Source organism: Clostridium sp. DSM 8431 (assembly GCF_900116755.1).
Taxonomy (GTDB): Bacteria; Bacillota; Clostridia; order Clostridiales; family Clostridiaceae; genus Clostridium.
The window spans coordinates 1-20,029 of record NZ_FPBY01000022.1 but is presented as its reverse complement, the minus strand read 5'-3'; the positions used below and the strand labels follow the sequence as shown (position 1 = coordinate 20,029).

Annotated in this window: 9 protein-coding genes; 2 read left to right on the top strand and 7 right to left on the bottom strand. The window is 29.4% G+C overall.

The features are described from left to right. Positions 1–8 precede the first annotated feature (8 nt). Positions 9–716, bottom strand: a complete 708-nt coding sequence (locus tag BM384_RS03700; RefSeq protein WP_090011197.1) for an energy-coupling factor transporter transmembrane component T — start codon at positions 714–716, stop codon at positions 9–11. Continuing rightward, positions 713–1,324 (bottom strand): MptD family putative ECF transporter S component, encoded by a 612-nt coding sequence (locus tag BM384_RS03695; protein ID WP_090011195.1) that lies wholly within the window; start codon positions 1,322–1,324, stop codon positions 713–715. The genes BM384_RS03700 and BM384_RS03695 overlap by 4 nt, the downstream gene beginning before the upstream one ends. Positions 1,325–1,507: 183 nt before the next feature. Between BM384_RS03695 and BM384_RS03690 the strand changes: the two genes are divergently transcribed. After that, positions 1,508–2,476 (top strand): helix-turn-helix transcriptional regulator, encoded by a 969-nt coding sequence (locus BM384_RS03690; RefSeq protein WP_090011194.1) that lies wholly within the window; start codon positions 1,508–1,510, stop codon positions 2,474–2,476. 49 nt (positions 2,477–2,525) lie between these two features. Here BM384_RS03690 and BM384_RS03685 read toward each other — a convergent pair whose 3' ends face one another. Genes BM384_RS03685 through BM384_RS03665 form a run of 5 tightly spaced genes read right to left on the bottom strand, consistent with a single transcriptional unit; the run spans position 2,526 to position 19,459 of the window. Continuing rightward, complete coding sequence (locus BM384_RS03685; RefSeq protein WP_090011192.1) at positions 2,526–3,605, bottom strand: Gfo/Idh/MocA family oxidoreductase; 1,080 nt, start codon at positions 3,603–3,605, stop codon at positions 2,526–2,528. Between the two features lies 1 nt (position 3,606). Continuing rightward, positions 3,607–4,695 carry a saccharopine dehydrogenase family protein gene (locus tag BM384_RS03680; protein WP_090011190.1) on the bottom strand — a complete coding sequence of 363 codons (1,089 nt, stop codon included), beginning with the start codon at positions 4,693–4,695 and terminating at the stop codon, positions 3,607–3,609. 1 nt (position 4,696) lies between these two features. Beyond that, complete coding sequence (locus BM384_RS03675; protein ID WP_090011188.1) at positions 4,697–10,132, bottom strand: non-ribosomal peptide synthetase; 5,436 nt, start codon at positions 10,130–10,132, stop codon at positions 4,697–4,699. Positions 10,133–10,142: 10 nt separating this feature from the next. Then, complete coding sequence (locus BM384_RS03670) at positions 10,143–17,840, bottom strand: non-ribosomal peptide synthetase (protein WP_090011185.1); 7,698 nt, start codon at positions 17,838–17,840, stop codon at positions 10,143–10,145. A gap of 47 nt (positions 17,841–17,887) precedes the next feature. Further along, on the bottom strand, positions 17,888–19,459 hold the full coding sequence (locus BM384_RS03665) for an AMP-binding protein (protein ID WP_090011183.1): 1,572 nt from the start codon (positions 19,457–19,459) through the stop codon (positions 17,888–17,890). Between the two features lie 345 nt (positions 19,460–19,804). On the opposite strand from BM384_RS03665, the gene BM384_RS03660 reads away from it, so the two are divergent. Further along, a complete protein-coding gene (locus BM384_RS03660; RefSeq protein WP_090011181.1) occupies positions 19,805–19,987 on the top strand; it encodes a transposase family protein in 183 nt (60 codons plus the stop codon). Positions 19,988–20,029 lie beyond the last annotated feature (42 nt).

Sequence of the window (20,029 nt, the reverse complement as noted above, 5' to 3'; positions counted from 1 at the left end):
ATCCTCCTTTATAAACAGCGACCTAAAATAAAGTAAGCAAGAAAACAAATAGCTATAATAACATCTGAACAGCCTATCCTTATTTGAACTAAACAAGTTCTACTCTTTGGATTTTCAATTCCTCTTGTTACTGAAGCTATTGAAAGATCATCTGAAGCTTTAGATGCTGCCATCATTAAAGGTACATAAATACAGTTAATAGTCACACTTGGATTTTTCAAAAAGCCTCCAATAGATGGTGCAACATCTCTCATCTTCATTGCATCTTTTATAAAGCTCCAATCCTCGCGAATTGTTGGAATATATCTCAGCATAACTGCCATTGGAATTACAATCTTCTTTGGTATCTTTAAGTAGTTCATTGCTGATAAAAATTCATTGACTTTTGTTGTTGAAATAAAAATTCCTGATAACATACCACAAGGATATACTTTGTGAAATAACCCCAAAAATGCAATTAACATTGTACGAAGTATACTGCTATCCATATTAACAACAATACTTGTAAATCCATACACAAGACCATAAACAATTAAAGCTATAAAGGAATAATTATTCTTTCCAGAAAATACACCGCAAATAAAAATAAGAAAAATCAATCCTAATTCATATTTTAATGATGGAGCCATCATTGCTGAAAATACACAAATAATTATCAGTAATAATTTTGTTCTTGGGTCAAACCATACACCTTTTTTATCTCTCATCTTAATCATGCTGTAATACCTGCTTTTTGAAATTGCTTCTTTAACATTTTACTTCCTATCCATCCACTAAAAGCTGCTACAACTATTGTTCCAAAAATAATTACATATAATAGCCATGATGATGCTGATGCACTCATAGTATCAATGTAAGCTTGTTCTGTACCATTTTTAAGCATAGTACCAGCCCATCCTTCTGGATCAATAAAAAATAGTACATATGTATAAACTCCTGCAAGGGATAAAATAACATATGAAATTAAATTTACTATACTGTTCTTATATTTTTTTAGACCTGCAAAAATATCTGCTATTATTGCCATTGCTATATATCCTAATGAAAATGCCCAATGCATACCTGTTGCAAACCAGATTACTCCCATAATCAGTCCTAAAATTGTAATGCTCCAAGGTTTTTGTACTTTTGCAACCATTAATAAATAAATTGGTCCACAAAGTAGTGCACTTCCCATTGGCATATAAAAAGTAAGAACTGGATTAGGTGCAAAAGGAATCCCCCCCACTAAAGTGAAAACAAAAAATAATGCTGTAAAAATTCCTGTTGTAACTAGGTCCTTTACTGTAAGACCCTTTTGATTTATCTTTCTTTGAGTTGTCATTTAAACTCCTCCTTTTCAATCTTTCTTGTTATATTGACTAAAAAATTCTATTATGATAACATTTGGTTAGCTAACTTATATTAAAAATCATACTCTATTGATAATATTTTTCAATAGTTTTAAATAACCTTTGGCTAATCAAGGTATTGATTTGGCTAATCGAGGTATGAAAGGTAAATGCATATGAATGATATTATTAAAGAATACTATAACCCTTTTTTATGTAAAAATGGGTTTACTTTAACTGTTGATGATGAAAACAATGATTCTTTAGGTGTTAAATGGAAACTTTCTGGAGACTTAGGTGAGGGCACTTACTGGATATACTCTAAAGCAAACTTATTTTCCATAAAAATGCATGATTTCTTCTTTTACGAAGATTTCTTAATGGAACTTGAATTAAATGAATGTATGAATCTAACTTACTATGAATCTATATCTGGTGAAGAATTCTCTCCTTATAGAAAACTTATGGCAGGATGTATAAAAACCTCAATAGGAAATCATTCAAACTATAGAGCTTTAATTCATAAAATGATTCCAATTAGATCTATTGGTATTGAAATTATGCCTGCTTACTACGAAGATTATTTAAAAACTAGATATTCAGAAGAATATAATTCACTTAATTTAGCCTTTAACAATATAGAAGAAACTGTATATATTCCAGAGTTAGTTCAAGTTCTATATCAAATAAAAAACTACAAAGGTACAGGACTTGCGGCCCACTTATTTTATGATGCCAAAGTTACTGAAAGCCTATCACTTATAATTGAGTATCAAAAAAGATCACAAAAAAAGTCCAAGAAAAAGCTTAGTGATTCTGACATACATCAGATGGAAAACTTAACAGCCTATTTAAATGACCATTATGTATCAGAACTCTCTTTAAATAATCTTTCAAAAATTGCCTGCATGGGAGTTTCTAAATTAAAAAGCTGCTTTAAGCAATACAACAACTGCACTATAACAGAATATATACAACAACGCCGTATGGGACATGCTGAAAACTTACTAGCAAACACAACACTTCCCATAAAAGTTATTTCTAACACAATCGGCTACAGTAATCCAAGCCGTTTTGCAGAATTATTTAAGAAAAGTACTGGATTATTACCAACTGAATACCGTAAAATTTCTCAAGGCATATAAATAAGAGCACTGCTTATATCCCTAAAAGTAATATAAGCAGTGCCCTTATTTATTCTTTAATATTCAAATCTTTTAATGTTAAAGGAACTTTTTTATATTTTTCTATCATCTCTGTTGCTCCAATACATTGGCCTAAGTCCTTCCAAACTTGACATGCTCCTAAAAGAAATTGTACTTCCTTATTATTCTTATTTCCATTTATGAAATCATAATAAAATCTCTTCATAAACCGTCTTATACTATCTGGCCATATTTCTAGATACATTTCCCTTAAAGTTTTTCCTTCAGCAGTATTATCCATTTCATAAACTAATAAATCTAAAAATTTATTTTTTTCTTCTTCTGCATGAAAGAAACCATCTTTACTTAATTGTTTATTCATACTAGGTTCCCAAATAATATTATTATTTGTTCCTGTCATTATTAAATTTCCACACTCTGTATATGTAACTATCCTATGAAACAATAATATGCTATTTTCAGGATCTTCAGGTTCAAATTGATTTTGAATATTGATACATATAGGAACCTCTCCAATATAGCCCTGAATCATGGAAAAAGGTGAACTAATTATTGTATTTTCAATCTTTTCAAACCTCCAAGGCCTTAGTTTTCCAATGACTCTTCCTAATATATCTATCATAGGAAATAAAACATGTACACTACACTCTGCATTTATACATTTAATATTACAATGCTTTTTCAATCCATTACTTAATTTAATATAACGAGATACATTTATTAAATCTGGATAAAAAGTATTCAGCCTATAGCTACAATTATTCTTTTGAGCTATCTTAATAAACTTAATATAATCATCTTGATGAACAGGATGTTCTTGGATAACATTAATCCCCTTCTCAAGAATTCTTTCTACAATATTACTTCCAGCCCCTCCTACAACAGTTGATTTTACTACTACACATACTAAATCAACCATATCTTTTGTTATTTCATCAATATCAGTATATAAAGGGACTCCATATTTACAGGCACATTTCTTAGACCATTCACTTCCCCTAGAAAGTATTCCTACTAATTCATATTCTTCCTTAAGGTTTTCTAAGGCTCTTAAATAAAACTGTCCAAACCCCACTCCATTAACAATAACTCGAATCTTTTTGTCCATTTTAAATTTCACCTACTTCATAGTCTAAATTATATTGAAATATTAAATCTTTATCATTATGTATAATATTTAAAATTCCTTCTGAGATAAGATCTTCTAAAACTTTTTTACTATCTAGAACTTCAAAAGGCCAATATATTCCTGAATCACTATTACAGTTATATAGCTTTTCTGCACAAATAGATGCAACTTTGCCATTTATAAGGCTAGAATTATCACATTTAAACCCATAGCTTTCTATTGTTTTACCCTTAATTACCTCAATCCAAATTTTATACCATTTATCTGTGCTTTCAGTATCCTTTAATATCTTATCTTTTACATTTCTAGCAACATGAAATATATTCTCCTTCTCTGGATTTTTTAATACTTGTAAAAAAGCTTCATTCATAATATTTTTATAGGAATTCTGAATCTGTACATTATGCCAATGTAATTCCTTAACTTTATTTTTACTTGCACTTAATATCATCTCTTCTGTCAAATATTCAAAACCTCTTGCATTCCTTGGAAACACTTCTGGTAATCTTATAGCCTTTCTTGTTTCCTTTCTTACTTCTCCATCATAATAATATACATTAGACTTTCCAAAGCCCTTAAATATACTAAGTAAATAATCAACACATGCTGCTGTGGTTACTTCTTCATTTCCCCCAGCATAGACATTCATTTTTTCAATGCTATGATCATCCATCTTATTTTTTATCCATGCTAGAAGCATTCCTGATAATCCAGGAAGGCTTCCAGCACCTAAAATCATTGTATTATTTTTGGATTCTTTTAAAGTTTGCAATATATCCACTCCAAAAATATCTACATATCCTATATTTTTTTCTTTAGTAACTTCTGCTATCTCTTTTGATAAATAATATGATGGCCCAGCACAATTGACTACTACATTACAATCTTCACAGAATAATTCTAATTCACTCCTATTTAAAATATCTAGCTTAACATATTTTATACCATTTTCTCTTTTAACCACTTCTGATCTCTGTCCACATTTTATTGGATATTTATCTTTTAGACAATTTAATACACATTCTCCTACTGATCCTCTATATCCTAAAATTCCTATGAACTTATTCATACTAATCCTCCATCATTAAGATACTTGCAATATCCTTAGCATAACTTGGTAATAAACAAGTTAAATGCTTACCTTCTATTGGCACAATATCTACATTTCCCATGACAGCACTTCTCCAGAATTCTTCATTATCAGTAGGTTCAACTGGTAAGAAATCAGTATTCTTATCCTTACAGCTCAATACCTTTGTATCTCCCATATAGATTCCCGCATCGTAGGAAATTACTGCTCTAAAACTATGACAGAATACCTTATATAAAATATCTAATCTTTCCTTGTTATATCCAAGTACTTCTCCATTTTTATCAGATAATGTTGAATATAAATCTTCTAAACGTTCTTCATGAGTTTTCTTTATTAGCTTAGCATAGCATTCGCTAATAGGCTTAAATTCACCATCTAGTTTTAGTAAATCTTCATTAGATATATATCCTTTATGTTTTTCACTTAGCTTACTAATAGCTTTCTTTAACAGCTCATCATCCACTGTATGTCCTATAGCTCTTACATCTGCACCAATAATCATTCCAAAACCTCTTTCCATAAGCAACTCATTATCTAGCATTCTTCTACTTGGTGTTGTATCAATATTTATAAGAGATCTAACTTTCATTCCTGATTCTTCTAAAACCTTAGCTATTTCAAGAGCAATAAGCCCTCCCATACAATAACCAACTAATTCAAATTCTGTTTTTCCAGTCTTAATTAATTGATCAGCATATCTCTCACCTAAAGTTTGTATAAGTTTATTAGAGCTTATAGATAAATACTCATCCATATTGTTACATCTTAAAGCTAATAATGCTCGTCCTTCACACTTATTCATATAAGATATTACATAATTATAGGGACTTATTGTTCCTGTACCATCATGTACTAAAACCTTAGCAATATTACTCTCATCATCTGCTTTTAAAGTGATTATGCAACTATCTTTATCATTAGAATCTACATCACCAGTTTCTTTTTCAATTAGCTTTTTACATAGTCCTTCTATTGTTGGAGCTTCAATTAAAGCAACCATTAATTTATCCCATTCCCAGTCTGATGCTTCTGGAATTTTTTCCTTCATCTTAGCTACTACTTGGGCTACTAATAATGAATCTCCACCAGCATCATAGAAATTTTCATTTCTCCATATGCTTTCTCTCTTTAATGATTCTTTCCAAATTTCAGCTACTGCTTTTTCTAAATCTGTTTCTGGCTCTTCACCTTCTGATTGTATAAATGGATTTTCTCCACTCACTCTTTTTTGAAGTTCCTTTCTATCAACCTTTCCATTGTTTGTTAATGGCATATTTTCAATAACTTCTATTGAATTAGGAAGCATATAATCAGGAAGCTTATCCTTTAAATATGTCTCTATATCTTTACTTTCAATTCTCTTCTTTTCTGATGCAAATTTAGCTACAAATACTGTTTGACCTAAGACTTCTAATGGATTATCTTTCTCTGGAAACATTGACATTATATTAATGCCAGCCTTTCTAAGCACATCTATCCATTGGCCTTTTCTTAGGAATATCTGTTCATCTTCTGCTCTAAAATCTTCTACACCATTTAATCCATTAAGGAACTCTATAGAAGTCATTAATGCATAATTATTTCCTGTAGCATCTATGATAACAAGATTACCATTTGGTACTGACATTTCTCTAAATTGTTTTAAAACTCTTAAGGCATCATTGGCATTATGTAATACATTATTGCAAAGTATTAAATCTAAAGAAGATGCTGTCAAATTTTGATCCCAGTAATCTTCATTAATATCATATAAACCATATTTAACCCAAGGATACTCAGCAAATCTTTTCTGTGCTTCATTTAAGAAAGAATGAGATATATCTGTATAAATATACTCTACAGAGTAATCTTTTAATCTATTAATTAAATCAATACTTACTCCACCTACTCCTGCTCCTACTTCTAGAAGTCTAAATTTCTTACCAGGATTCTTTTTATTAAATTCCTTTACAAAAATTTCTATATTATCAACAACAACTTTATTAGTGCATGTACTAACAATATTATCTTTATAAGCTGCAAGTGCTACTTTAAAATCACCTTTAGGGAAGAATAAATCAATTGGATCAAGCTTTCCTCTCAATAATGGTAATAAGTTTTCACGTGTATCTTTAAAGAAATTCATCATTAAATCACTATAGTGAACTTTTTTATCTACTTCACTCCAATTTTCCCAGGACTTATCAGCATCATCTATTTTAATATCTGTATTTAATCTAAATTTTATATCTTCTGAACTTAGTTCTACATAACCTTCTGTCTTTACAGCTCTAAGCCATCTTCTTATTAATGGTTCATAATATGGATGAACTTTAACTAATCTATATATTTCATCTAAAGAATACCATCTATCTTTGTCTGCAAATACTCCAACACTTATAAATGTTTTTAATATATCTAATAATGCCGTATGATTTGAATTATGTAACCATTCTTTAAAGTTATCAACTGTTGCACTAAAGAAGTCCTCACTTGAATTAAAGTATTTGCTTCTTTCTTCTAACTTAGATATAACATTTTTATCTTCTTTTAACTCTTCAACACAAGGTTGAACATAGGCCTTTATTATGTCTTCATTTTTTTCCCAAAGAACTACTACTGATTCTTCTACATCATTGTATGAATTAATAACAGATTCAATTTCACTTAATTCTACACGATGTCCTCTGATTTTAACTTGATTATCCACTCTTCCTATAAACTCTATTACACCATTTGGTAAATATCTTCCACAATCTCCTGTATCATATAATCTCTTGCCTAATCTTTCAGAAAATACAAACTTCTTATCAGTTAAGTTATTATCCCCTAAATACTCATCTGCTAGTCCCATACCTGCAATAAATAACTTTCCTTTTACGTAATTAGGACATTCCTCCATATTATCATTTAACACATAAAATTGTTGATTTGATAAAGGAGTTCCATATGGAATGCTTCTCTCAAAACTTTCATTCTTATTAATTTCATAATTTATTGACCATATACTAGCTTCAGTAGCTCCACCTAAACTTACTAATTTTACATTATCAAATAAATTGTATAATCTCTTAGGAAGATTAACTGGAATCCAATCTCCTGAAAGCAACGTTAATCTTACTTTATCTGACCCTTTTTCTTTTTCTGCTTCTAAATATGATGATAACATCTGCATTTGAGCTGGTACTGTATTAGTAATAGTAATTTCCTTTTCTTTAATTAGTCTATTCCACTCAGCAATATCCTTATCTCCTTCTGGAAACACTATACTTCCTCCAACAAAGAACATTGAAAATATATCAAATACTGATAAATCAAATGCTAAATTTGCTATTCCTAATACTCTATCCTTTCGTGTAATATTAAATCTCTTAACCATATCTTGAATTGTATTCATAGCTGCTTTATGAGAAATTACAACACCTTTAGGTTCTCCTGTACTTCCTGATGTATAAATTATATAAGCAGGACTATTGGAATCTACTATCTCTGATTTTACTTGTTGATTTTTTAATACTTCTAACTCTTCAACGTTGATAACTTCTATTTCTCCTATGCTTATTTCATTTTTATTTGAAGTTATAACAAATTTCGCCTTCGAACTAATTTCTATTTTATCCTTTCTAAATCTTGGATATTCCATGTCAATTGGAAGATATGTTCCTCCAGCTAGAAGTGTACCTAAAACTGCTGCCAGCTGCCATATTCCTTTATCTAATTCTATTGCAACTATATCAGCCTTTTCAATGTTGCAATCTATAAGCTTATTTTTTATAGCCATTGCATAATCCCCAACTTCTCTATAAGTAAAAACTCTTCCATTACTAAATAAAGCTTCTTTGTTAGGATACAACTCAACATTTTCACAGAATCCCTTATGTAATGTCTTATTTAAGAATTCTTCCTCTGTTGAATTTACTCTTCTTCTAACTTCTATAGTATCTTTAGGTAAATCTATTATAGAATTTTCACATTGCAATCTATCTATATCTGTTTCATTAAGTAATTTTACAAAAGACTCAAAAGCATCTTCTATCATCCTTGCTGGGAATATATTTTCTCTAACGTCCCAGTTAACTAAAATTCCATCTTTATACTCCATAACCTGGCAGTCAATTAATACCTGTGGAGTCTGACTTATCTTATATAATAATTTTCCTTTACTTTGTCTTTTATCTAATCCTAAAGTGCTTGTATAAACATATGGAATTATAACTTCTTTCTTTTTTTCTCTAGTCATTTGACGTAGAACTTCTACCCCTGTATAAGATAAATGCTCTAAATCAGACCATAATTGTTTTTGTATATCTTGAAGTCTTTCACTAAATTTTTTATTTTCCTTTGTTTTAACTTCCAATATGTCTACTACAGTAAAATCACCAATAATCTTTTTAATTTCTGAATGAATATCAGGTCTATTTGCCATAGTTATATTAATAGAAAAGTCTTTTTCAGTTGACCAATAAGCCAAAGTTTCAGCATATAAAGATAAAATAACACTTGAAAGAGTAACATTATTTTTATCAGCAAAACTTTGTAAAACTTCACATCTATCCTTATCTATATAATTATTAAACTGTTTAATTAAAATTTTACCCTCTACCTCGTCTTTAGGAAGATCTGGTGCTTCAGGCATTGTTGAAATTCTTTCCTTCCAGTACTCTTCATCCCTAAGATGCTTTTCTAAATACTTAGGATATTTCTTTTCATTATCTTGATAAACAATTACATCCCTATAAGACAATTCCTTTGAAGGTATCTCCCCATTAAAATAACTCTTTTCTAATTCATCAATTATAATATTAATACTTGTAAAGTCTGCTATTAACATGTCTAATGATAAATGAAGAATTGTTAAATCATCCTTTAAAGTTGTAATTTCTAAGTCATATAATGGACATTCATCTATGCTATATTGCTTTTCTGATAATCTTTTTCTAACACTTTTTAAATGCTTTTCTGCTTCTTCTTTCGAAACATTTCTCATATCCCATTCCTTTATTTTAGGTACAGTATATTCTTCTAAAATTTGTTGAACTCCATTATGTTTAATTACAGCATGAAGCATATCATTATTTTCAACTACTCTTTTCCAAGCTTCATTTAATTTTGATACTTCTAAATGTGGAAATTCAAATTCAGAATAAATCTTACATCCTATACCTCCATAAGTATAAGATTCATTTCTCCCTACTAAATAAGCTGATTGAATATCAGTAAGCCTAAATTCCTTGAATTTATTATCCTTATCAATAATTACACTATCATCGTGCTTTTCTAAATATGAAATAATATCTTCCTTATATTCCTGTAATTCTCTTCTTGCATCTATATCTATAACACCTTTAGGTCCAGTAAAACCTAATTTTCCATTTCTCACTTGAAATTTAACACCTTTTTCTTGATACTTTAAAAGTATTTCTTCTATTTTCATTTTATCCCCCTTAAAAAAATCCTTCTTCTATTTCTTCATTGCTATCTGCTGTTTTCATATTTTCTGAGAAGATTAATTTTACTAACTTAGATATTGTTGAATTTTCAAAAATATCTTGCATAGATATTCTTACATTAAACTTCTCATTAATACCATTTACAAAATGTAGAGCCTTTAAGGAATCTCCACCATTTGAAAAGAAGTTGTCCTCTGCTCCTGGATTTTCATACCCCAATACTTCCTTCCAAACTTCTCCTATTGATTTTTCTTCATCTGATACTAATTCTTTTCTTTCATTTAAATTTATACTTTTTATAGTTTCCTCTGCTATTTTAATTAACTTTTTATTATCAACTTTTCCATTGTCAGTCTTAGGACATTCATCTAATGACATGATATAATTAGGAATCATATATTCTGGTAAAAGTAATCTTAAATGTTCTTTTATATCTTCTTCACCTAAATTTAAATTACTGCGATAGAATCCTACTAAGACTTTACCTTTATTTCCTTGTACGCATAGCACATAACTTTCTAATATATTAGGATAGCTATTAAATGCTGCTTCAATTTCTCCAAGTTCAATACGATATCCGTTAATTTTAGTTTGGAAATCCATTCTTCCTAAGAACTCTATATTTCCATCACTCCAATAACGCCCCATATCTCCAGTAAAATATAATCTTTCATTAGTTACAGGATGAATAATAAACTTTTCATTGGTTTTTTCTTCATCATTCATATAACCTGAAGCCAAACTCTTTCCTTCAATATATAATCCTCCTGGAACCCAGTCTGGAGAATTATTTAAATTTTCATCTAAGACATAATATTTTTGATTGGACAGTGGCTTTCCATAAGGTATGCTCTTCCACTCCTTTGGAATCTCCCTTGGTATTTCAAAACTATTAGACCAAATTCCAGCCTCTGTTGCTCCTCCTAAAGATATGAGTTTTACACCAGTAAATATATTTCTTATTTTCTCTGGCAGAAACATTGGTATCCAATCTCCACTCATTAATACTAGTCTTAAATCTTTTCTATCTAGCCTTTTTTCATATTCCTCATATTCAACTACCATTTCCATAGATGCAGGTACACTATTAAAGATAGTAATATTATTTTCATTCATTAAGTCAATCCAATGTGATGGCTCTTTCATCTTATTATTGTCAGGAATAATTAGTGTTCCTCCTACACCTAAAATCCCAAATATATCATACACAGACAAATCAAAATGAAGTTTCGATATACCTAATGCTGAATCTCCTTTAGAAACCTTAAACCTATCATTAACATCTAGTATTGTATTTACTGCTGCCTTATGGCTAATCATTACACCTTTAGGAGTACCAGTTGTTCCAGATGTATAAATTGTATAAGCTAAAGAAGATGAATCTTTATCTTCAATAATTGATATATCCTTCTCTAGATTTTCACCAGTAACCTCTATGCATTTCCATTTCTCTAACCACTTATTATTTTTCAAATATTCCTTACTTACTAATACAGTTTTTGCATTGCTATTTTCTAATATCTTTTCTAAACGCTCTTTTGGATTATCTGTATCTAATGGTAAGTAAGCTGCTCCTGCAAACAATATTCCATATACAGAAACTATTTGTTTCCATCCTTTTTTCATCAAAACAGCTACTAGCTCATTTTTGTTTGTTTTAATATCTTTTAGTTCTTTACAAATATATAAAGCCTTTTCCTTTAATTCTCTATAAGTAATTTTCTTATCCTTATTAATTACAGCAACCTTATTAGGATATATTCTTTCCATTTCTAAAAACAAGTTATCTAAAGTCTTATCCTCTAACTGCTTCTCAGTTTTATTGGCTTCTTCCCTTTCTATTGAAATAGGAACTTCTACTAAACTTGTAGACTTTATATTAAATAAACTCTTATCATATGCTAATCTTTTTAAAAGCTTTGTATATGAATCAAACATTTCATCCAGCATACCTTTATAAAATAATTCATCCACACTATCCCAAAACAAGCTTAATCCTCCATCCTGCTCTAGCACTTGATGATCCAACCAAACTTGAGGTGTTTGACTAACATTATAAACAGGCTCTCCAATCCATTTATCACTTCCACTATTGTTAATTCCTAAACCACTTGTAAATACAATTGGCATAATAGAACCTTTTATATCTCTCTTCTTTTGCTTTAGTTCACGCTCAAATTCAACAGCACTATAATGGGTATGTTCTAAATCTCTAATAAGCTGTGATTGAAGATTTTTTACACGCTTCAAAAAAGTATCTTCTTTACTATTCTTTATTTCTAACAATGTTAAAGTAGTAAAATCTCCCACCAATTGATTTACTTGAGGATGAAGCCCTTCTCTATTAAATTGTGTAATATTAAGAGCAAAATCTGAATTTAAACTCCATCTACGTAAAACTTCTGAATAAGCAGCAATAAGCATGGATGCTGGTGTAATTTCATATTCTTTTGCTATTAACTTTAAATTACTCCATTCATTTTCACTTAAATAATCACTTCTTCTATTAAATTTCTGATTTTTAATATCCATTTCTTTTTTTGCTAGTTTAATATCTGGTGCCGATGAAAAGTTATCTAATCTATCCATCCAATACTTCTTATCTTTTTCATAGGACCCTAATTTCTTAATTTTATTTAATCCTAAAACATAATCTCTAAATGAAAAATCTAAATCTTCAAAACTACAATTTTCATCAGAATATCTCTTTAGCCATTCTGATAGTAAGTGGAACATACTCCATCCATCAAAAATTAAGTTATCAAAACTTACATGAAGCCTTATCTTTTCATCACTTAAAACAGTTCCTTTAACTCCAAATAAAGGCCATTTCTCTGTATCAATAACTTCATGAGACATTTTTAATCTAATATTTTTTAATTCTTTATCTTTTTCTTCATCTGAAAGTAATCTTAAATCAGTTGTTATAATTTTATATTCTGGAACATCCTTCAATATCTGTTGTTCACCTGAAGGAAGTATTATTGCACGCATCATTCCGTGATATTTAATCATATCATTTAAAGTTTTTTGAAGCTTTTTAACATCTGTATATTCACTATCTAATTCAAAATAGCAATGGGTTGAAACCTGGCCTAAGTCATATAAGCCTTTCCTCCCAATCCAATAAGCCTGCTGTACATCTGTTAATGGGAAAGGTTCATTTTCTTTATTTTTATCTCCATTAATCTCTACATAATAACTTGATTCAATTACTTTACCCTTTTCTATAAGTTTATCTATACAAGCTGCCTGCTCTCTTAATGTCTTATTTTCCATAATGTCCATAATAGAGAATTCTACTCTAAAAACTTCTCTAACCCTTGCAAACATTCTTATAGCAATTAATGAATCTCCACCTAATAAATAGTAATTATCTAAAGCTCCTATAGTATCAACTTCAAATATTTCTTTCCAAATACGAGAAAGTTTCTTTTCTGTTTCCGTAACAGCCTCTTCTACTTTATGTTCCTCTATCTTTGAAGCTGAATATATACTTATACTCTTTCTATCTATCTTTCCATTTTTACTAATAGGAATCTTATGTAAACTGTAATACACCTTGGGAATCATATATTCCGGTAGCTTTTCTTCAATTTCTTTTCTGATATATTTAATATCTAATTCATATAGTCCTTTTTTTGATATTGATGCATATATATTTCTTCCTCCTATTGATGAATCTTCACTAGGATATGAACATACATACTCAAAATTATTTTGCTTTAACTTCTTTATCCATTCACTATTGCTTAATATTAAAGATCTACTTTCTTTTGTCTTATCATTTTCTAATACAGTTGCTGCAATATGTTGAAGACAATTCTTATCTGTAAGTTCAAGCATTAATAAACAACCACTTGAATTTAGTAATTTCTCAATTTCTATTAATGACTCATCTATAGCACTCATTTTGTGTATTGCATTAATTGCTAAAACACAGTCATATTTCATTTCTTCTAAAGCCCTTTCATCACCCTTTTTTAAGCTCATTATTTTTGTCTTAAAGAAAGGATATATATGATTAAGCTCGTTTACTTTATTTATAAAATAAGCTGATGAATCGGCATATACATATTCAATATTCAAATCCTTTACTGCTTTTAAGATTTTACCTGTAGTTTCAATATCTCTTGTACCAAATTCAAGAATTCTTACTTTTTCCTTTGAATCTTGAACTATTTTTTTAATTTGTAAAATCAAAGTATTTAAGCTTTCATCCTTTCCTGGTAAAGCTGCTAGCAAATCATTTGGTGATAATTTATTTTTCTCATCATAATAAACATCTACAGGATTCTTACTTCCTTTAATAACTTCAATTAAATATTCTTCTAAAGTTTTTAAATAAGTATCTAAAGCTTCAATATCCTCTTTATTTCCTTTATAGATTATTTCATAATTCTTTTTTGCAGCAAAAAATACTCCTTCTTTCTCAACAAAATCATGTGAAATTAAGTCCTCTAACCAGCATTTAACTGTTTCTTTTTGTTTATCTATGACCTTACTACTTTCTGTAATTTCACTGTATGTATATCTTTTCCCTGGTATTAATATATCTAAGCTCTGTAAAGTATTTAACATAATCTTACATGCTCTTTTTTCTGCATATTTAATTATTTCATTATAGAGATGTTTATCATCTTTAAACTCCACACTTTCACCTAGTAGTAATTTCTTACTTTCTATTTTCTCTTTAACCTCATTTTTCAAATAATATAGTGGTTCTTTTACACATTCTTCAGTTTCTAAATAAGCAATTAAATGATTATCTCCAATCTTACCTTTATTAGCTTCTACAACTGCATTTTTAACATTATCTATAGACTTTAATGCTGACTCAATTTCTCCAAGTTCAATTCTATGTCCATGTATTTTTACCTGAAAGTCCTTTCTTCCTAAAAACTCTATAGTTCCATCACTCAAGAACCTTCCTTTATCTCCTGTTTTATACCATCTGTTATCATATTCATTTATAAATTTTTCAGAGACTAACTTATCATCTCCTCTATAAGTTCCAACTCCATCTCCACCAATTAAAAGCTCACCTTCAACATAAAAAGGCACATCTAATCCATTATCATCAACAACTCTATAACTTTGATGTGGCAAAGGTCTTCCATAAGGTATTGACTTCCAATTACTTGGTAGTGGTAATTTTACTTCAATATAATTTGACCAAATACTAGCTTCAGTAGCTCCTCCCATAGCTATAAACTTGCATTTCTTTGAAACTTTATCTAACCTCTTAGGAAGATCCATTCCAATCCAGTTTCCAGATAGCATTACTGTATCTAAAGGTAATTTTTCATTCTTAAGTTCTGTATATATAAGAAGCATATCTAGCAATGCCGGTACAGAATTCCATTTATTAACCTTATATTTTAAAATTAAATCTAACCAGAATTCAGTATCTTTACTCTTTTCATCAGGTATTGTAATAAGAGTTGCTCCAACAGCTAAGCTTCCAAACAATTCATAAACAGATAAATCAAAATCCATAGCAGATATACCTAAAATCTTATCTTCAGATTTAAAATTAATTATTTTATTTACCTCATTAATTGTATTCCAAGCACCCTTATGAGTAATCTCAACACCTTTAGGAAGACCAGTTGTACCAGATGTCATTATTATATAAGCAGGACTTTCAGGTGAAACCTTTGGTAATTTTGTTATAATTTTTTTACTTAGAATCTCTTCTATTGTCCATACTTTTACATCCTTAGGCCAGGTAGTTAAATTATAATTACTCTCATCAGTAATGGTATAATATATTCCTGTTTTTTCGTGTATTAACTTTCTTCTCTCTTTAGGTTGATTCAAAGTAACTGGAACATACAAGTTTCCTGACATTAAGATTCCTAACGCTGCTACTGCTTGCTTATATCCTCTTGTAGTTGAAATAGCTATAGGTCGCTTGTGAATATCATTCTCAATTAAAAAACTAGACAATAATACAGCCATATTAAGCAGCTCACCATAAGAAATTGTTTTTCCTTCTTTAGAATCAATAATAGCAATCTTATCTGGTGCTTCATTTGCCTTCTCTATAAATTTAGTATGAAGACATTTAGGATATTCAATATGATCAATATATTTTTGAGCTTCTATAAACTCTTTTTGACTTTTAGGCAATACATCAAAATATTCATTCCATGATTTTTTACTTAAATTATGTAAAAGCTCTTCAAAGCTATTAATCATATCATCTAACATTCCTACTGGAAATAACTCTTCTACAGAATCCCAAGTAAGCATTACGCCTTCTTCATCTTCATAAGTCTGAAAATCTAACCATATACCTGGAGTTTGTGAAATCATATATGAAAACTGACCTAAATTATTTGTAAACTCTTCATTTACTAGTGTATTACCTAAATTACAAGCAAAAACAACTGGTGCAATATTTTGTTTTTCTCCATATATTTTTGTTATATCTCTTTGAACCTGCACTCCAGAATAAGCTGTATATTTCATATCTTCATGAATCTGACCTTGCACAGAATTTAATACTTCAACAAAACTTTTTTTACTATTTATATCTACTTCTAATAGTAATAATGTGGTAAAATCTGCCACTACCTCTTCCAAGCCTTCATATTCCGTTTTTCTATTGAAAAAAGGTATGTTTATTAAGAATTTTTTATTGCTGCTCCAACGTTCCAATATTAAAGCATAAGCTGATAAAAGCAACATTGCAGGTGTAGATTTATTTTCTGCAGACTTTTCCTTTAATATCTGCCATTCATCTTTTAAAATTCTAACAATTCTTCTTTTAAATCTAGGGCTTGAAATTGATCTTGGATCTTTTTCTAAAGGTAATTCAGGTCCAAAAGGCATATCTTTTACTCTCTTGCTCCAATATTCCTTTGCTTCATCTCTTTCCATTTCCTCTGACTTTTGTATATTTTCTAGGTAAACTTTAAAACTCCAATCTTTAGATTTTTTAGGCAATTCCTTAAGAACATATGCTGATGCTAAATCTCTAAGTATAATCTGCATGCTTTGAACATCTGCCACTAGCAAAGCTAATTCAAAAATAATTCTGGTTTCATTATTAGGAAGTAAACATAATCTTAATGATGCTACCTGCCCATTATCTACATCGAGTTTTCTATGAGATAATTCTTCTCTTATATCCTCTAACTTCTTTTCAACCTCTATATCTTCCCTAAGATCAATAACTGTTATATATTCTTCATAAGGTTTATCCATAATTTCTTGTGTACCATCTTTTAAAAATCTAGCTCTTAACATTGGATGATGATATTGGACCTTTTTCCATGCCTTATTAAGCCTATCTACATCCACATCATGTCCTGAAAATTCTAAATATGCATGACAGTCAACACCACCAAGTTCCTCCCCTTCATTTCTTCCTACTTTATAAGCATATTGAACATCTGTTAATGGAAAAGGTTCATAACTTTTTGCTCCCTGCTTTTTTATTATCTTAGGCACATTAGTAACTTTTTTACTTTTACTACAAATTAGCTTCCACCATTGTTCTAAGGTAGGTTTTTCCATAAGCAAACCATAAGGTATTCTTATTCCCTCTTTTCTTAATAGATTTACTAATCTCATAACTTTCAAAGAATCTAATCCCAAATTTAACAAATTCTCATTATCTTCAAAATCCTCTCCACTTGGCAATTGAGCCCTAATTTGATTTTTAATATATATATATTCCATAAAACTTTATTTCACCTTCTTCTATATTTAAATCATATCTGAGCAGATTACTTAATACTTGCTATTTCTTTTAATTTATTAGAATCAACTTTTCCCATTTTGGTAAGGGGCCACTCCTTAATAAACATAATCTGATCAGGTATCTTATATTGTGCAATTCCTCTTTGTAACATCTCTTCATGAATTTTTTGCTCATCTATCTTAAAATCATTTTTCAACTCAATAAAAGCACAACTTCTTTCCCCAAGAAGATTATCAGCTATACCTACTACAACCACTTTATTAACAGCTTCAATTTGAATTAAATAATCTTCTATTTCTGAAGGTAATATTTTTTCACCTGCTCTATTTATTTGTTCTTTTATACGACCGAGAATACATACATTTCCATCTTCTGTAATTACTGCTTTATCACCTGTTTTATAAAAGCCATCTTTTGTAAACCTAGATTCATTAGTTGGTTCTTTATAATAACTTTCTATGGTATAAGGTCCTTTTACTACTAGTTCTCCACTTTCCCCTTTTTCAACATCATTCTCATTACTATCTATTATTCTTATAATGTCTGCATCTGATATAGGTTTTCCTTGACATCTTACACAACATTCCCTAGTATCCTTTGGATCTGTTAGCAAAATTAATCCTTCTGCTGTCCCAAATTGATTTATAAAAATACAATGGAAATTATCCATAACTTCAATAGCTAACTTTTCATCTACTCGTGCTCCACCAATAAGCACTACCTTTAAAGTTGAAATATTATAATCATCAGTTTCTAAAAGTTCTAAACAAAGTTTGGCTGTTGTAGGAACAAAATTTGTAATAGTTACTCCCTCACTATCTATTAAGTCCATAATTTCATCAGGACTTAGATAATAACTTAGTATAACAGTTCCACCTGTACATAAGGTACCTAGAATACCTGGTGATGCTAATGGCATATTATGAGCAATTGATGAAGCTGCTAAATATACTGAACTTTCATCAAAACCACTTCTTTTTGCAGACATTCTAGCATTATAAATATAATCTGCATGAGTTCTAGGAATTAATTTAGGTTCTCCAGTTGTTCCACCTGACATTAAAAGTACTGCCACATCATCATAAGAAACCTTTCCACACCAGTTTTTACTTAATCCATCTTCATCATCTAAATTAGTAAAACATTCATCTACCAAAATAGTTTTAACAGATGGGCATTCTGCCTTTATTACATCAGCTATTTGATTATATTTATAACCAACATATTCTTCTGGAGCAATATAAGCTAAAGCATCAGTCTTCTTAATTATATTTATTATTTCCTTCTCCCTATATCCTGGTAATACCAAGACAGGAACAACTCCCATTATTAAAAAAGCAAATAAAATTTCTACAAACTCCTTAGTATTAGTACATTGTAAAACCACAATATTATCATTTTTAAGACCTAACTTTTCGAACTTGCCTGCAAATTTCATGCTATTAATAATTAGTTCGTCATATGTTACTATTCCACTCCTATCTTTAATGGCCACATTATTTCTATATCTTTCAGATAATTTTTTTAAAAGTTTTTCAAAAGTAATTTCTTCAAACCCCTCAACTGAAAGATATTTTTTTAAATTTTTACTCTTCATTACTGCCCTCCCATTTCTTTCTTTAAATACATTTTTAACCAGTATATCACAATCGATAATGAATTTCAATTATATTTATCATATGAATTTTAGGACAAAGTAGCTACTTCCACGCTTTTCAGCACAGTAATCAGCTTTGTTGAGCCTGCGATTTTTTTAATATCTTTACCATTTTAGATAGCTTAAAAGTCCTATTCATAACATTTTGCTCACTTGAAAATTTTATATTTTCCTAAAATTTTCAATCTCCAGTACATAAAAAAACGGTTCTTTCCAATGTTAGTTGAAACAGCCTAGATTCTATTATATAATTTGAATAATAAAATCTAGGGGAAAGAACAAAAGATGAATAATTTAATTAAATTACTAGATAAGAATTTAGAATATATACAACATCAAATTATAGAAGATACTATTTATATTTATGTAAAATCTATTAAGGAGTATCCTTGCTGTCCTTATTGTGGTACAACTTCAAAGAAAGTTCATTCAAGGTATAAAAGAACATTTCAAGATTTACCTATTTAAGGCTTAAAAGTTAAAATTATTATAAATAACAGAAAAATGTTT

Coding starts and splice junctions, on each gene's coding strand:
- BM384_RS03700 (WP_090011197.1), bottom strand. CDS start 716: ATGATTAAGATGAGAGATAAAAAAGGTGTATGGTTTGACCCAAGAACA.
- BM384_RS03695 (WP_090011195.1), bottom strand. CDS start 1,324: ATGACAACTCAAAGAAAGATAAATCAAAAGGGTCTTACAGTAAAGGAC.
- BM384_RS03690 (WP_090011194.1), top strand. CDS start 1,508: ATGAATGATATTATTAAAGAATACTATAACCCTTTTTTATGTAAAAAT.
- BM384_RS03685 (WP_090011192.1), bottom strand. CDS start 3,605: ATGGACAAAAAGATTCGAGTTATTGTTAATGGAGTGGGGTTTGGACAG.
- BM384_RS03680 (WP_090011190.1), bottom strand. CDS start 4,695: ATGAATAAGTTCATAGGAATTTTAGGATATAGAGGATCAGTAGGAGAA.
- BM384_RS03675 (WP_090011188.1), bottom strand. CDS start 10,132: ATGAAAATAGAAGAAATACTTTTAAAGTATCAAGAAAAAGGTGTTAAA.
- BM384_RS03670 (WP_090011185.1), bottom strand. CDS start 17,840: ATGGAATATATATATATTAAAAATCAAATTAGGGCTCAATTGCCAAGT.
- BM384_RS03665 (WP_090011183.1), bottom strand. CDS start 19,459: ATGAAGAGTAAAAATTTAAAAAAATATCTTTCAGTTGAGGGGTTTGAA.
- BM384_RS03660 (WP_090011181.1), top strand. CDS start 19,805: ATGAATAATTTAATTAAATTACTAGATAAGAATTTAGAATATATACAA.